The following is a 15,187-nucleotide window of genomic DNA, read 5'->3' as shown; positions in this document are numbered from 1 at the left end:
ACGGGAATAGACATTGACGTCGGTTTCAGGTTAGGTTCAGTCATGGACTCGTTGGGATCAGCGCCGAGACGCGACGGCGGTTCGGCAAAGGAATCACCCCGTACCGCGCGCGGGGCTCGCACGCGGGCAGCCCTCGTGGCGGCTGCGCGCACTGTCTTCGAGCGTGACGGATACCTCGACGCACGGCTTTCTGACATCACCGCTGAGGCCAAAGTGGCGGCAGGATCCTTCTACACGTACTTCACGAGCAAGGAGGAGGTCTTCGCGGCTGTCCTCGAGTCCGTTCAGGAGGAGATGGTCCACCCGCAGGTGAGGCGGATGTTTCCCAGCGACGCTCCGCTAGCGGTGATAGAAGCCAGCAATCGGGCGTATCTGACCGCATACCGGCGAAATGCGAAGCTGATGCGGCTGTTGGACCAGGTCAGCGCAGTCGATGAGGGGGTTAGGGCGCTCCGTCGTGCCCGCGGCCGCGCCTTCGCGGAGCGCAACGCCCAGAGCATCAAGGACCTGCAGGCGCGCGGGATTGCGGACCCCGAGGTGGACGCCTTCCTTGCCGCGACCGCGCTGTCGGTCATGGTGAGCCGGATGGCCTACGGCGCCTTCGTGATGGGCGACCCGTGGGGCATGGAGGAGTTGGTCGCCTCCCTGACCCGGTTGTGGGCTAACGCGCTGCGCATCACCTGATCCGCCGGCGTCGCCTGTCGTCCGCGGCCATTGCGGCGGGGTGCGCTGGAATTGAATACGAAATTCGCGCGCAGGTTCGACTGCAACGGGAACCGGCCAAGGCCTAAAGCACCGCGTTGCCGCAGAGGCGGCGCCAGGACCTCCGACCTGGTGAGACGATAGACTCTCCAGGTCCGGAGTTCTCGCCTTGCCGGACGTGGACGAGGCAATCTGGCAGCCGGTGAAGGAGAAGGACGTTCGTGACCAAAGATACCGCTCGCAGGCCACCGCTCTCGCAACGAGGCATCCGCACCCGCCAGGCGTTAGTCGACGCTGCGCGGGTCGTCTTCGAGCGCGACGGTTACCTCGATGCCCGGCTGACCGACATCACGGCCGAGGCCAAGTGCGCCACCGGCACCTTCTACACCTACTTCCTGGACAAGGGTGAGATTTTCGCCGCAGTCATGGAGGCGACCAAGAACGAGATGCTCCACCCCGGGATGGAGCACGTTGACGGGGTCGATAATCCCGCCGCGATCATCGAGGCGAGCAATCGTGCCTACCTGGAGAGCTTCCGTCGCAATGCGAAACTCATGCAGCTGCTGGAGGAGGTCGCGAGTATCGACCCCAAGGTCCGGGAGTTGCGGCGGGCCCGCGGCTGGGTCTTCGTCGAACGAAATGCCCGCGCGATCAAGGACCTTCAAGCGCGAGGTCTAGCCGATCCCGACGTCGATCCTGTGATGGCCTCGCGCCTACTCTCCGGCATGATCAGCAGGTTCGCGTTCGCCACATTCGTACTCAACGACGGAGGCGACTTCGAGGAGCTCGTCTACACCGCGACCCGGCTTTGGTGTAACGCTTTACGCATCGAACACGACCTCACCATGCCTCAAGCCGCCGACAAGAAATGACGACCGGCTAAGGCCGGAGCCCGGGCAGAGCGCGTCTTCGCGTCCTTGGCGACCACGACCACTCCACCCTCGGATGTGGTTCGACGGAGTGGTGCGCCCGCCATCAACCGCACTGTCACGTAGGGTGTGGCTTCGCCTTGCACCGGGGAAGCGGCCCCATCCGCAGCGAGCAGTGGCGCGTTCTCCGTGTGGTATCGTATGCCTATGAATATGAGGGTGAGTTCAAGTTCATATGCCATCCCTTCGCGCAGAGCGCGGACTCATTGCTTCGCCCGAGTAGCCGACACGCTGCGGCAGGTGGTTCCCAGTGGTTGCTGAGGACAGCCGCCTTGTCGGCGACGAGGTTCTGACCGAAGTCACCAACGGCGTCGGCACCATCACGCTCAATCGCCCCGATCGCCGCAACGCACTCTCGGGCGCGATGATCAAAGGACTTTCGGCCGCCTTGAACGAGATGGAGTCGTTGCGCGAGGTGGGAGCGATCGTCCTCACTGGCGCGGGCGGCGCATTCTGCTCCGGAGGGGACATCCAGGCCTTTCACGCGAAGGGTGGCGAAGGAGGCGGCGCCGCCGAGATCGACCGGGCCGCCGTCGATATGCAGCGCCGCGATCAGGAGGAGACGGTCGGCCGCATCCACCGGTGCCCAAAGCCTGTGCTTGCGTCCATCTCTGGAGCGGCCGCCGGCGCGGGCATCGGACTTGCCCTCGCTGCTGACTTGCGCATCGGATCGCCGCGGACGGTGTTCGCGACCGCCTTCGGTGCGGTCGGGCTGGCCGGTGACTTCGGCGCGGCGTGGTTGCTGGACCGGCTGGTAGGGCCCGCCAAGGCGCGGGAGCTCATGTTCCTCTACCCCAGGATCTGCGGCGAGGAGTGCTTGTCTCTTGGGTTGATCAACTGGCTCGCCCCAGAGGACGAGCTCGAGCAGCGCACCCGCGAGATCGCCGGACGCCTGGCCGCCGGACCCTCCCATGCCCTCGAAGCGATGAAGCAGAACCTTCTGCGGGCACCCCAGGAGGATCTCACTTCCTCGATGTACGCCGAGGTGCCCTTGCACAAGGCCACCGGCCTGACCGACGAACACGCCGCGGCAGTGGGCGCCTTCGTCGCGAAGCAGACCCCAAGCTTCCCCGTTGGCTGGCACGGGGGTAACAGGACGATGACGGCCCAACGGGTTGCCGACACGACCTAAGGACCCGCCGGCGCGACCGCGCCGCGCGACACCACGATTTTGCCCAACAATGAGACGAGGAATTGAGATGGACTTCGAGTTTTCAGAGCGTAGCCGCGAATACCAGGAGAAGCTGCTCACCTTCATGGACGAGCACGTCTACCCGGCGGAGGGGATCTACGACGCACAGATGGCGGAGTCGGGCAACCCCTACTTCCACCCCCCGATCCTGGAGGAGTTGAAGACCGAAGCGCGCAAGCGCGGGCTGTGGAATCTCTTCCACCCGCACGAGGACGAGGCGTGGGGATCCCCGGGCCTCAGCAACCTCGACTACGCACCCCTCGCCGAGATCATGGGACGAAGCCCCAAGCTCGCCCCGGAGGCGACCAACTGCAACGCGCCGGACACCGGCAACATGGAGGTCTTCCAGCTCTTCGGCACCGAGGAGCACAAGCAGAAGTGGCTCAAGCCGCTCCTGGCCGGCGAAATCAACTCGGCCTTCTGCATGACTGAGCCTGACGTGGCCAGCTCGGACGCCACCAACGTCGAGCTCTCGATGGTGCGGGACGGGGGCGAATACGTCCTCAACGGTCGCAAGTGGTTCGCCTCGAACGCCCTCCACGCGAACTGTAAGGTCCTGATCGTCATGGGCAAGACTGACCCGGCCGCGGAGGTGCACCGGCAGCAGTCGATGATGGTGGTCCCGATCGACACTCCGGGCGTCACGATCGTCCGCGGCCTGCCGGTCTTCGGCTACATGGACCGTGAGGGACACGCCGAGATCCTGTTCGAGGACGTCCGGGTTCCCGCGACGGCCCTGCTCGCCGGCGAGGGTGACGGGTTCATGATCGGTCAGGCTCGCCTCGGACCCGGTCGGATCCACCACTGCATGCGCTCGATCGGCATGGCCGAGCGTGCCCTCGACCTGATGATCCAGCGCGCGCAGACCCGGGTGACCTTCGGTGAACCCGTCGCCAACCGCTCGAACATCCAGGACTGGATCGCGGAGGCGCGGATCGAGATCGAGATGGTCCGCCTCCTTACACTGAAGACGGCGTGGCTGATGGACACCGTCGGCAACCGGAAGGCGCGCGTCGAGATCGCCGCGATCAAGGTCGCCGGTCCTCAGATGGCACTCAAGATCATCGACCGCGCGATCCAAGTCCACGGTGGCGGCGGCGTGACCGAGGACTTCCCTCTGGCCAGCTTCTACGCGCACCAGCGCACCCTCCGGCTCGCCGACGGACCCGACGAGGTCCACAAGCGCACCATCGCCCGGGTCGAGCTCAAGCGGATGCGGGATTCCGTCGTCGCACGCTGAACTGCTGAAGTGCCGCGACGCCGCGCTGTGGATCACCACGGTGCGGCGTCGCGACGCAGATCAGAACAGAAAAAGAAGGGAACGTTCACGGCGAAGCGGATCGGCCTTGGCCAGTCCAACCTCACCTACGAGCTGACAGACGAGGTAGGCAACCGCTGGGTCGCACGCCGGCCCCCCTTGGGAAATCTGCTGGCGTCCGCCCACGGCGTCTCACGCGAGCACAAGATCCTCTCCGCTCTGGCCGGGACGCCGGTGCCGACACCTGGAGTGGTTGCCCTAGCCGAGGACCCTGCGATCTGCACGCTCCCGCGCTGATCGCCTAGTACGTCGACGGGCTCGTCGTGGACCGGATGACGGCCGCTGAGGCCCTGACCCAGGAGCAACGGCACCAGATCGGTCTCGAGCTGGCCCGGGTCCTGGCGCGGCTCCACGCCGTCCACCTCGACCGCGTCGGACTGAGCGCCCGGGCAAGCCACTCGCCGCGTACGCCCAGCAGCAGCTGAAGCGCTGGAGTCGCCAGTGGGATGCCAGCCGCACCCGGGACCGTCCGACCCTGGACAGGCTGACCGCGCCTGCAGAACAACACCCCCAGCGAGACCTCGCTCGCCGTGGTCCACAGGGACCTACACATCCGCAACGTCATCCACGACCCGATCACGGCCGGCCTGCGGACGACGCTCGACTGGGTGCTTTCGACCTTGGAGGACCCCCTGGCCGACCTCGGTTCAACGGTGGCGTACTGGCCGGAACCGTCCGACCCGCCGAGCGGCCTGTTCGAGGCCTCCACACTGGAGGGATCCGCGTCGCGGCAGGAGATAGCCGAGACTTACGCGGCCGAATCCGGTCGCAAGCTCGGTGCGCTGACCTTCTGGGAGGCGCTCGGGATATGGACGATCGCGATCATCGCCGAAGGCGACGGCGCGCCCCGGACGAGCCGGTGAACCTGGCCGAGGACGGTCCGCCGACGGCCGAGCTGATCGAGCCATCGTCGCGACGGCCAATAAGCGCGCCAGTAACAGACAACAGACAACGCACCGACCTCCTGCCACGGATCAACGTGTGGAGAGTCGATGCTCTGTTATCTGTCGCGCTCGAACTCACGATCCGTTGCCGGAATGCCAGGACGGGCCGGCCCTCACGCTGCGCCGTGCAGCGTCGCCTGGATGATCTGCTCCAGCGTGACGTTGGCAGCCTCGTCGGCCAGGACCATGCGACCCTGGTCGATGATCACGATATCGTCCGCGATCCCGTTGAGGACCGCCTCGACCTGCTGCTCCACCAACACGATCGCATAGCCCTCGGCGCGCAGGTCGCGCACGATGGCGAACACCTCATCGACGACGATCGGCGCCAGACCCGACGACGGCTCGTCGAGGCACAGCACAGACGGTCGCGACGACAGCGCCTGGGCGATCGTCAGCATCTGCTGCTGACCGCCGCTGAGCGATCCTGCCTGGGCGTCCGGCCGCTGGCCCAGTGCAGGGAACCGGTCGAACATCTCGGCCATGATGGTCTGGCTCTCCGTGCCCTTCGACCGACCGCTGAACTGCCCGAGCATGAGATTCTCACGGACCGTCATGGCGCGAAAGATGCGCTTGCCCTCGGGAACGAGTGCCAACCCGTGTGTCACACGTTCGTGTGCGGGGATGTGGGTGACGTCGGAGCCGGACAACGTGATCGTGCCGGCCCGGACCGGGAGCAGGCCGGCCACGGCATTGAGGAACGTCGACTTGCCTGCTCCGTTGCGGCCCACCAAGGCGGTGACCCGACCGGGCCTCGCCTCCAGGGAGATGTCCCACACGGCGATCATGTCGCCATAGCCGGCTCGGAGGCCGGTCACAGTCATCAGGGCTTCAGACATGGTCGCTCTCATCTGCTGGAGGGATGGTGGCCGACTCGGCGGCCGGGACGGGGGCGGTCCGGTTGCCGAGGTACGATGCGATGACTTCGGGATCGTTGCGGATCTCGTCGGGAGTGCCTGAGGCGATGACCTTGCCCAGACCCATGACATGGACGGCATTGGCGAAGCCGAGGACGAAGGGCACGTTGTGCTCCACCAGCACGACCGTCGCGCCAGCATCGCGGAAACGGACCAGCAGCTCTGCCAGGTCCCGCAGGCCGGTGTCGTCGAGACCTGCGGCCGGCTCGTCGAGCAGCACGACGCTCGGCTGGCCGGCGAACGCTCTCACGACCTCCAGCAGCCGGCGGGTGCCGAGTGGCAGCGACCGCGCCTCTTGATCGGCGTGGTGCAGCAGGCCCGCGAACGCGAGGGCGGCGAGGGCCGCCTGTGTGTCGTCGCGGCGGATCCTCCTAAAGTTCGACAGCCGGAGCAGCGTCGCGAGGGGCCCTGCCCTACGCATGTGCAGACGCCCGGTCCTCACGACCTCGAGCGCCGTCAGCTCCTCGGGGATGAGCGGGGTCTGGAACGTCCGGCCAATGCCCAAGCGAGCGGCACGGTGCGGACGCAGGCTCTGGATCTCTTCGCCCCCGACGAGGATCCTCCCGCTGTCGGCGCGTACGAAGCAGGAGACGGCGTTGAGCAGCGTGGACTTGCCGGCACCGTTGGCGCCGAGGATCGCGGTGATCTGGCCCGGCTCTGCCGCGAGGTTGACCCCTTGCAGCGCCTGGAGACCGCCGAACGCCTTGGTGACCCCCTCGACGACCAGTCGCTCACCAGGGCTGGAGGCACTGTCGTAGCCCTCGTCGAGAGTCTCCCCGGGCTGGGTGAGCGTGGCCGGGAGCCGGCGCAGGACACGGGTCATGGCAGTCCAGCCGAGGCCGGCGAGTCCCGCCCTCGCGACGACTGCCACCACGACAAGGAAGACGCCGTAAATGAGCAGGGAGTACTCCTGCGCCGCCGACGCCTGGAGGGGTCCGAAGATCAGCAGGGCCGACCCGATGGCGGCCCCGTAGATGCTCCGCGATCCGCCGACTACGGACGCCGCAAGGATCGCGATGGAGGTGGACAGCAGGAAGGTGTCCGGGTAGACGAAGCCCGACAGGTAGGCCCAGAGGACGCCGGCCACGCCTGCTGGAAGTCCGCCGACGACGTACGCGAAGATCCGCAGACGATAGACCGAGAGCCCGAGGGACTCCGCCAGGAGCGGGCTCTCGCGAAGCACGCTGAGCGCCTCGCCGTGGTGGGACAGCACCAAGTTTCTGATGCAGACGATCGCTACGAAGCACGTCGCGATGACGAAGATGAAGAAGCCGTCGGTGTCGAGCGTCTGGCCGAGCACCGTCGGGAAGATGATCCCCGACAGTCCGGTCTGTCCACCGGTGTACATGTCGAAGATCGCGATGACGTCGGGCAGCACGAGGACCAGGAAGAACGACGTGAGCGCGAGCGTGTGATGGCTCAGCCGCATTCCCGGTATGCCGGACACGAACCCGACGACGGCTGCGGCCAGGATCGCCACCATGCCGGCCAGCAACAGGTCCGTATGGCCGTACGAGTGCAGGATGGCTGTCGTGTAGGCGCCGACCGCGAAGATCGCCACTTGACCGAAGGCGAGCTCGCCTCCGAAGCCAAAGCTCAGGTTGAGTCCCAGGACGATCAATGTGTAGATCGCCACGAGCAGGATCTGCTGTTGGTCATGCACCCCGAAGATGCTGGGGCCGAGCAGGATGAACAGAAGGGCGATGATCGGGGGAATGACCCACCCATGCTTGAGCGCGGGTCGTGAAACGACCACCGGGCTGGTTGATTCAGACACTTCGCAGACTCCTCGCGCCGAGAACTCCCGTAGGCCGCAGCAGCAGCGTGACCAGCAGGAATGCCAATAGAATGATGAGCGGCAGGTCGTTACCGAATAGATATGTCGTGGCCAGCTGCAGCAGCCCGGTGATGAAACCGCCGAGGATGCATCCCACGTAGCTGCCGAAGCCGCCAACCGCGAGTGCGGCGAACGCCAACACGACGAGGTTGTTGCCCATGCTGTGGACGATGCCGATCTTGGATCCCACGAGTGGCCCGATTGCGCCGGCGAGAGCTCCTGCGGCGATGAAGGCGCCGGTGGTCACGCGTTCCACGTTGATGCCGCGGAGGCGGGCCACGTCGCTGTCCATGGTTGCCGCGGAGCCGGCGAGGCCCCACTTCGTCCGCTGGATCATGACGAGCAGGATCATGAGGCTGAAGGCCAGGGCGATGAGCACGAGGTCGATAGGAAGCACGCGTCCGCCCAGGAGGTCCAGGGCCTGCGCTGATTCCATGAACTTGAAGGTATAAGGATCGGTGCTCCACGCGACGATGATGAATCCCTCGAGCACGACGGCGAAGCCGATTATCGTGACGAGAACGGTGTGTCCGCGGCTTCCGCCCAGGGTGCGAATCGCCAGGCGTTCCTCGACGTAGCCAACGAGTCCGCCGATGATCGCGCACCCGAGCAGGACCAGAGGTAGCGGGACGCCCCAACGGTTCTGCAGCTCGTAGCCGGCAAACGCGCCGACCATGAGGAAGTGAGGCTGGGCGAAGTTGAAGATTCCGGTGTTCGAGTAGGTGATGTTAAGACACAGCGCCACGAGAGCGTAAACCGCCCCCAGGGATAGCCCGGCCCAGACAATGGTCATGCTGACTCCGATGGAAGATGTTGTGGATACGGACGCCGGCCAGTGCGTCAACTGCCCTCGGGGAGGAACAGGCCCGAGGCCGGGTCGTAGCCCGGGTAGCCGAGCTTCGCCACCGCGAAGTCCTCCGGGTTCCAGACCGGCTGGTGGCGATCAGCGGAGAAGCCGGGGTTCTCCGTGAGGAACCAGCCGGGGATGTCCTCGGCGGTCTTGAACGACTCGATCGCCTTGGCCACCTTGGTCCCATCGAGGGAGCCGGCCTTCTCGGCGCCGGCCCGCAGCATCAGGAGCGAGGTGTAGTTGAGCGCGGACACGAAAAGTGGGTAGTTCTTCGTCGCTCCCTCAGCGTCGACAGCCTTCTGGAAGGTCTTGAAGTTGTCGGTCTGCTGCAGTTTCGTACCCTTGACGCTGATCGCTGCCGACTGCACGAAGCTGCCGCGGATCTGCTCCTCGGTGCCATTCTCGATGCTGTTCGCGGCATTGGTCTGGCCGAAGTACGTCTCGATGTCCCAGCCGAGTTTGCTCTTGCTCTTCAGGAAGACGCCCAAAGTGGCCGGGCTCGTGAGGCCCTCGGTGATGAGGGCCTGGGGGTTGTCACGCTTCAGCCGCGAAAGCTCCGGGGTAGCGTCCACGGCCTCGGCGTCGATCTTCTCGAACGCGATCTCGAGTCCGTACTCCTTGGCCTGACGCGCCAGCGCGTCGGCGGCGATGGCGCCGCTCTCCTCGGCCGAGAGGATCGCGCCCACCTTTTTGACGCCCTGCTCGCTGAGGCGCTTGATGATGGGCTTCTCGTATTCGTCGGCCGGGGGCAGCAGGTTGAACGCGAACGGAAACTTCTTCGGATCGTTGGCCAAGGGAGAAGCCGACGAACCGATCGACAGGATCTTCGCCTGCGTGAGCAGCGGCATGAGGGGCACTGCTACCCGGCTGGTCTGACCGGGGAAGACCAGGTCTGGCGGGTTGTCGGAGCTGAGTGACTCCTTCAGGATCTGCTGCGCAGTGACCGGATCGAAACGGTCATCCTTGAAGGTCAGCTTGACTTGGCGACCGAGGATGCCGCCCTCTTTGTTGACGACCTTTGCCGCCGCCGTGAATGCGTCCTTGCCTGTCTGGCCCAGGGTGGCGGCTGGTCCGCTCAGGGGAGTGAGCACCAGGATGTCGACCGTGCTGTCATCGCTCGAGCCGGTCGACCTGCCACCGCATCCGGCGAGGATGAGGCTGCTTGCGAGAGCGAAACTGATCAGCGCCGTGCAGCGCCTTCGTGTGGACATGGTGGGGCCTCTCCAGTAGATGTCTCGTCGCCGGCTCGCGCAACGAGGCAGGACTCCCGGGCCAAGCCCAGAAGATGTGATCGTTTCGACGTGTAGTCCGCGACCCGAGATCAAGGGCCGGAAGATGAATCTGAGCCTGACGTCGAGCTCATGTCTACAGTAATCTCCGTCACACCGTCAAGACTCCATTCGGATCTGCTGTCTTCGCGCGCTTGGGCGGAGACCTGTTGACGTCCGCGCCTGCATTCGGCTAATCCTGAACTCGATCTCGGTGTCAATATACGCATCCCACCGAGCTGTCCGAGGACTGCACGCCCACCGCAAAGCTGATGAAGCGTGATCTTCTGTGACCAGTCTTGCGGTTAGGTCCGGACCGTGAGGAGGACCGTCGTCGGACTTTTACGCCGTCGTGAGTCCAATCGGAAGATGTCAACCTGTTTGGAACCGCTTGGCGGGGTCGTTGGTCTAGACTTCGATTGGCAATTGGGGTGTGGTGGGGCGCCGGTTGAATCGGGCGGGGTTGGTCCGCCAAGCGGTGTCGAGGGTGGCCTGGCGGGCTGTCTGTACGTCGATCCAGGTGCCGCCGAAGGCCGATCCGGGGTGTGCCAGACGATACCGCTGTGAGAGTGTGCGCTGTTGTACCAGTTGGATCCGACACCGGCGCACCCTCACATCAAGAACCACTGGTTCACAAGCAGGCTGACACAGAGGGAATGTGTCCGATTCGTGTCATTTTTGTACCGGTGTCGGGCGCATTCGGCCTATGTGACGCACATCGCACCCCCGTAGGTTCGAGATGACCGGCAGCACGTCCCTACTCGTGCGGCTCTCAGGTCGAACCCAGGAGGTATGTACGTCATGGACGTTGAAAAGCACTCGCCCGTAACCGTTCCGCCGATCCGCGCCACGTCGTTCGTCGGGCGGTGGCCCGACATCCCGGCAGATTGGCCGGAGATGATCAGCGGCAAGTTCTCGCCGACCAGCGCAACGCTGATCAGCGGCCCGACGGAGGCGATCCTGATCGATGCGCTGTATCTGAAGGAGGACGTCCGAGAACTTGGGGACTTGATCGAGCGCACGGGCAAGTCGTTGACGACGATATACATCACCCACGCGCACGCCGATCACTATGCGGGGCTCGGGCCGCTCCTCGAGCGGTTCCCGGGCGCACGGTGCGTGGCGCTGCCCGACGTGGTCGATGCCATCAAGGAAGGAATGGAGCTGCACAAGGAGCAGTGGAGGATGTTGTTCGGTGACGCCTGCGTGACACTAGGGCCGCTTCCGGAACCGATCGACGAACGCACCTTGTTCGTGGACGGATCAGCGGTGAACATTATCGAGGTCAAGCAGGCCGACATCCATCCCACCTCGATCGTGCACGTGCCCGAGATCGACGTCGTGGTGGCGGGCGACTCCATCTACAACGAGATCCACCCGATGCTGGGCCTCGCGACGCCCGAGGAGTGGTCCGACTGGCTGGAGACGGTGGATCTGGTGGAAAGCCTGAATCCTCGTATGATCGTGGCCGGACACCGTAGGCCTGACGGCGATGACCACGCGGTCGAGACCATGATCGCCCAGACGCGCTCCTACATCCGCGACTTCGCCGCTGCCTACGAGGTTGCCAAGGATGTGGAGGAATTGGTGACCGTCATGGTCACGAAGTACCCACATCACGGCAATCTCTGGAGCCTGCAGTTTTCCGCTGGAAGCGCACTGCAGTATCGCGAGACCGCTAAGGCAGCCGCGGACGCAGTCTGAGTCCAGGCAGATTGTGCCGTCGCCATAAGGCCGACAAGGCCAGCGGAGAAAACGCTCGATCATCCTGTGCTGGCCCACTAAAGAAGATCTGGGGCGCATCTTGACCTCCCGCTCCGGGGGTGCTCAATACGTCGTCGAGCGCACCGCGCGCGGGGCTGCAGACGGCCTGTGAGAACGGTACCTTCTGGGACTCGCTTGCCCAGGAGGGCGGTCAGGCCGAGGCGATCCGGGTCCCGCTCGCGGATGGAACCTTGTTCAAGCTGCCTGTCGCGCCCGACCCGGCTTTGATGCCGTCGCTGCTGACGTTGTCGGACGTTTACGGCACCGGGTATCACGCGGCGAAAATGGGCGGGGTGAAGCCGGGCAGCACCGTCACGGTGATCGGCGACGGCGCGGTTGGGCTGCTCGCCGTACTGTCAGCGAGACAGCTCGGCGCCGAGCAGATCGTGCTGATGGGCCGGCATAGCGCACGCACTGACCTTGGCCGCGAGTTCGGCGCCACCGACGTCGTCGCCGAGCGCGGCGAGGAGGGCGTCGCGAAGGTCCGCGAGCTGACCGGCGGGTACGGCAGTGAGGTTGTCCTGGAAGCGGTAGGCCATATGCCGGCCTACGAGCAAGCGTACGGAGTGGTGCGCCCCGGTGGCACGATCAGTCGTGTGGGCGTCCCCCAGTACAACAAGGCCCCGATTGGCTTCGGCAGCCTGTTCGGCGGCAACATCACCCTCAACGGTGGGCCGGCGCCGAGCCGTGCCTACATGGCCGAGCTCCTGCCCGGCATCCTCGACGGCACCGTCGAGCCCGGAAAGGTCTTTGATCTCACCATCGGGCTCGACAAGGTACCCGAGGGCTACAAGTCGATGGACGCGCGCGAGAGCCTGAAGGTTCTCATTACCCCCTGACCGGCATGACAGCAGACATCCGGTCGACACCAAGCGCCGACGAGGGCCAGGCCATCACCGTCCCTACTGCCGAGGCCGGCTCCCCGAGCCCGCCGCGCTGCAGCTCCTGGCGAGTTGGGCGCAACCGACCCAGAAGACCACACCTTAAGGGGACGGGAAGACCAACATCCAAGCCGAGGACGAACGAACATTCTGACGCAGTCCACCCGCCCCGACCGAGGCGTGGCGACCGTGCACGAAGGCGACCGGGCCACGATGCTCGTGTCCTTCGACCTCGTGTCCGCGTTCGCCGCGGTCGTCTCGCACGCAGACTCCTGCGGCTTCTGTATCGGCACACATCGTGCCATTGCCGGGTTGGCACCGGGCCTCGACAGCCTCGACGTCGACGAGTCATGGCGAGACGGCAAATTGGGGCCAGTGCGATGGCAGCGGCAGAGTTCGCCGACGCCAAGTGTGTTGGCGACACTGTACCGATGTGGGGCAGATTTCGCCTAGCCCATGGGGGAGAGCGGTCACTAACGTTGTCGACATGACAACAACAACAAAACGCATGCTCCGCCTCCGTCAGGCCACTCTCGTGGCGCAGGACCTCGACGCGGTCGTCGAGACGCTTCGCGAGGCGCTCCCGCTCGCCGATCCGTTCCGCGACCCCGTGGTCGGCCCATTCTTCGGTATCCACAACGCCGTCATGGCGCTCGGAGACACGTTCGTGGAGGTTATCTCTCCGGTCCAGGAGAACACGGCCGCCGGTCGGCACCTCGACCGGCTCGGTGGCGACGGCGCGTACATGGCAATGTTCCAAGTCGACGACCTCGCCGCCGCCCGTGCGCGCATCGACCGGCTCGGCCTTCGGGTCATCTTCGATTACGAGGTCGAGGGCGACACGGACATCCACATTCACCCGCGCGACGTTCCCGGCGCGATCATCACGCTCGACTGCATGAAGGAGCCGGAATCGTGGCGCTGGGCAGGTCCGGAGTGGATCGCGCAGGCCCCGGCGGTGACGGGTCCGGGCAGGGTGACAGGAGCGACCGTGACAGCCCTCGAGCCGACGAAGCTTGCAGCCACGTGGGCAGCCGCCCTCGGCACGGAAGCCGACGGTGACCGGATCGTTCTGGACGGCGGCGAGGTGCGCTTCGTCAGCGGTGAGCGAGACAACATTGCCGCCTTTCATATCGAGGGCCTGGAAGCCGATTTCACCGCCGGCGGAGTCGACTTCGTGCGCGCCTGAACCCTCATGAGCAAGGTGGACTGGCCGATGCAGCTCTGCGACCCGCGTGTGTCTGTCCCGGCACAAACGCCGAGCTGACCCCGAAATTCACGCCGTACCTGTGCAAGTCAGGCGGCGCCGAGAGCACCCCTACGACCCGAGCCCAGCCCGCCCCCAAAAACCGTTCGCGCCACCGCGCGACACCAGCGGCGAACCGCCGCCCAGAAAGGAATCACCATGCGCGCCACCCTGATATACGGAGCAGGCGACGTCCGCGTCGAGGACGTCCGCGACTCCAAGGTTGAGGCTCCTACCGATGCCCTCGTCCGCATCACTGCCAGCTGCATCTGCGGCAGCGACCTGCACACTTACCACTCGATGCGTGCCGAGCAGGGTCCCGCACATATGGGCCACGAGTTCATCGGCATCGTCGAGGACACCGGGTCGGAAGTTTCGACGCTGAGCAAGGGCGATCTGGTCGTCGCGCCGTTCGCATTCTCCTGCGGCACGTGTCAGTTCTGCCGCGCGGGGCTGCAGACGGCCTGTGAGAACGGTACCTTCTGGGACTCGCTTGCCCAGGAGGGCGGTCAGGCCGAGGCGATCCGGGTCCCGCTCGCGGATGGAACCTTGTTCAAGCTGCCTGTCGCGCCCGACCCGGCTTTGATGCCGTCGCTGCTGACGTTGTCGGACGTTTACGGCACCGGGTATCACGCGGCGAAAATGGGCGGGGTGAAGCCGGGCAGCACCGTCACGGTGATCGGCGACGGCGCGGTTGGGCTGCTCGCCGTACTGTCAGCGAGACAGCTCGGCGCCGAGCAGATCGTGCTGATGGGCCGGCATAGCGCACGCACTGACCTTGGCCGCGAGTTCGGCGCCACCGACGTCGTCGCCGAGCGCGGCGAGGAGGGCGTCGCGAAGGTCCGCGAGCTGACCGGCGGGTACGGCAGTGAGGTTGTCCTGGAAGCGGTAGGCCATATGCCGGCCTACGAGCAAGCGTACGGAGTGGTGCGCCCCGGTGGCACGATCAGTCGTGTGGGCGTCCCCCAGTACAACAAGGCCCCGATTGGCTTCGGCAGCCTGTTCGGCGGCAACATCACCCTCAACGGTGGGCCGGCGCCGAGCCGTGCCTACATGGCCGAGCTCCTGCCCGGCATCCTCGACGGCACCGTCGAGCCCGGAAAGGTCTTTGATCTCACCATCGGGCTCGACAAGGTACCCGAGGGCTACAAGTCGATGGACGCGCGCGAGAGCCTGAAGGTTCTCATTACCCCCTGACCGGCATGACAGCAGACATCCGGTCGACACCAAGCGCCGACGAGGGCCAGGCCATCACCGTACCGTTGCCCGCACGCGCCAGATGATGCGCCGCAACAGCAGCCTGGCGCACCCGAGGGTTCTCATCGGATCGACTTCCTCG

14 protein-coding genes and 1 pseudogene are annotated in these 15,187 nt (G+C 65.4%); 11 read left to right on the top strand and 4 right to left on the bottom strand.

Annotation, left to right across the window (positions count from 1 at the left end; genetic code table 11):
- The first annotated feature begins 135 nt into the window (after positions 1 to 135).
- From J2X42_RS09130 to J2X42_RS09100, 7 genes are all read left to right on the top strand, one after another.
- Complete coding sequence (locus tag J2X42_RS09130; protein ID WP_310164426.1) at positions 136 to 684, top strand: helix-turn-helix domain-containing protein; 549 nt, start codon at positions 136 to 138, stop codon at positions 682 to 684.
- A 239-nt stretch (positions 685 to 923) separates the two neighbouring features.
- Complete coding sequence (locus tag J2X42_RS09125; protein WP_310164424.1) at positions 924 to 1,574, top strand: TetR/AcrR family transcriptional regulator; 651 nt, start codon at positions 924 to 926, stop codon at positions 1,572 to 1,574.
- 307 nt (positions 1,575 to 1,881) lie between these two features.
- Positions 1,882 to 2,763, top strand: coding sequence for an enoyl-CoA hydratase-related protein (locus J2X42_RS09120; RefSeq protein ID WP_310164423.1), 882 nt, complete (start codon positions 1,882 to 1,884; stop codon positions 2,761 to 2,763).
- A gap of 67 nt (positions 2,764 to 2,830) precedes the next feature.
- A complete protein-coding gene (locus tag J2X42_RS09115) occupies positions 2,831 to 4,063 on the top strand; it encodes an acyl-CoA dehydrogenase family protein (RefSeq protein WP_310164421.1) in 1,233 nt (410 codons plus the stop codon).
- 9 nt (positions 4,064 to 4,072) lie between these two features.
- The gene (locus tag J2X42_RS09110) at positions 4,073 to 4,378 is read left to right on the top strand and encodes a phosphotransferase (RefSeq protein ID WP_310164419.1); all 306 of its coding nucleotides are present in this window, start codon (positions 4,073 to 4,075) and stop codon (positions 4,376 to 4,378) included.
- A 35-nt stretch (positions 4,379 to 4,413) separates the two neighbouring features.
- Positions 4,414 to 4,566 (top strand): hypothetical protein, encoded by a 153-nt coding sequence (locus tag J2X42_RS09105; protein WP_310164417.1) that lies wholly within the window; start codon positions 4,414 to 4,416, stop codon positions 4,564 to 4,566.
- 69 nt (positions 4,567 to 4,635) lie between these two features.
- Entirely contained in the window at positions 4,636 to 5,004 is a 369-nt protein-coding gene (locus J2X42_RS09100; RefSeq protein WP_310164807.1) for a phosphotransferase, read from the top strand.
- A 194-nt stretch (positions 5,005 to 5,198) separates the two neighbouring features.
- On the opposite strand, the gene J2X42_RS09095 is transcribed toward J2X42_RS09100, so the two are convergent.
- From J2X42_RS09095 to J2X42_RS09080, 4 genes are read right to left on the bottom strand one after another with little or no spacing between them, the layout of a single operon-like run.
- A complete protein-coding gene (locus J2X42_RS09095; RefSeq protein ID WP_310164416.1) occupies positions 5,199 to 5,924 on the bottom strand; it encodes an ABC transporter ATP-binding protein in 726 nt (241 codons plus the stop codon).
- A complete protein-coding gene (locus tag J2X42_RS09090) occupies positions 5,917 to 7,758 on the bottom strand; it encodes a branched-chain amino acid ABC transporter ATP-binding protein/permease (protein WP_310164414.1) in 1,842 nt (613 codons plus the stop codon). The genes J2X42_RS09095 and J2X42_RS09090 overlap by 8 nt, the downstream gene beginning before the upstream one ends.
- 13 nt (positions 7,759 to 7,771) lie before the next feature.
- The gene (locus tag J2X42_RS09085) at positions 7,772 to 8,632 is read right to left on the bottom strand and encodes a branched-chain amino acid ABC transporter permease (protein ID WP_310164412.1); all 861 of its coding nucleotides are present in this window, start codon (positions 8,630 to 8,632) and stop codon (positions 7,772 to 7,774) included.
- Between the two features lie 47 nt (positions 8,633 to 8,679).
- A complete protein-coding gene (locus J2X42_RS09080) occupies positions 8,680 to 9,900 on the bottom strand; it encodes an ABC transporter substrate-binding protein (RefSeq protein WP_310164410.1) in 1,221 nt (406 codons plus the stop codon).
- 858 nt (positions 9,901 to 10,758) lie between these two features.
- On the opposite strand from J2X42_RS09080, the gene J2X42_RS09075 reads away from it, so the two are divergent.
- The 4 genes and pseudogenes from J2X42_RS09075 (at position 10,759) to J2X42_RS09060 (ending at position 15,045) form a co-directional block, all read left to right on the top strand.
- Positions 10,759 to 11,661, top strand: coding sequence for an MBL fold metallo-hydrolase (locus tag J2X42_RS09075; RefSeq protein ID WP_310164407.1), 903 nt, complete (start codon positions 10,759 to 10,761; stop codon positions 11,659 to 11,661).
- A gap of 146 nt (positions 11,662 to 11,807) precedes the next feature.
- Positions 11,808 to 12,560, top strand: a pseudogene (locus J2X42_RS09070) (zinc-binding dehydrogenase); the annotation flags it as partial.
- A gap of 529 nt (positions 12,561 to 13,089) precedes the next feature.
- Complete coding sequence (locus J2X42_RS09065; RefSeq protein ID WP_310164405.1) at positions 13,090 to 13,791, top strand: VOC family protein; 702 nt, start codon at positions 13,090 to 13,092, stop codon at positions 13,789 to 13,791.
- A 216-nt stretch (positions 13,792 to 14,007) separates the two neighbouring features.
- On the top strand, positions 14,008 to 15,045 hold the full coding sequence (locus tag J2X42_RS09060; protein WP_310164403.1) for a zinc-dependent alcohol dehydrogenase family protein: 1,038 nt from the start codon (positions 14,008 to 14,010) through the stop codon (positions 15,043 to 15,045).
- The last annotated feature ends 142 nt before the right edge of the window (positions 15,046 to 15,187 follow it).

Source organism: Arthrobacter sp. BE255 (assembly GCF_031457335.1).
In the GTDB taxonomy this organism is placed as follows: domain Bacteria; phylum Actinomycetota; class Actinomycetes; order Actinomycetales; family Micrococcaceae; genus Arthrobacter.
This window is presented reverse-complemented; position numbering and strand designations above follow the sequence as displayed.

Coding starts and splice junctions, on each gene's coding strand:
- J2X42_RS09115 (WP_310164421.1), top strand. CDS start 2,831: ATGGACTTCGAGTTTTCAGAGCGTAGCCGCGAATACCAGGAGAAGCTG.
- J2X42_RS09105 (WP_310164417.1), top strand. CDS start 4,414: ATGACGGCCGCTGAGGCCCTGACCCAGGAGCAACGGCACCAGATCGGT.
- J2X42_RS09095 (WP_310164416.1), bottom strand. CDS start 5,924: ATGTCTGAAGCCCTGATGACTGTGACCGGCCTCCGAGCCGGCTATGGC.
- J2X42_RS09085 (WP_310164412.1), bottom strand. CDS start 8,632: ATGACCATTGTCTGGGCCGGGCTATCCCTGGGGGCGGTTTACGCTCTC.
- J2X42_RS09080 (WP_310164410.1), bottom strand. CDS start 9,900: ATGTCCACACGAAGGCGCTGCACGGCGCTGATCAGTTTCGCTCTCGCA.
- J2X42_RS09075 (WP_310164407.1), top strand. CDS start 10,759: ATGGACGTTGAAAAGCACTCGCCCGTAACCGTTCCGCCGATCCGCGCC.
- J2X42_RS09065 (WP_310164405.1), top strand. CDS start 13,090: ATGACAACAACAACAAAACGCATGCTCCGCCTCCGTCAGGCCACTCTC.
- J2X42_RS09060 (WP_310164403.1), top strand. CDS start 14,008: ATGCGCGCCACCCTGATATACGGAGCAGGCGACGTCCGCGTCGAGGAC.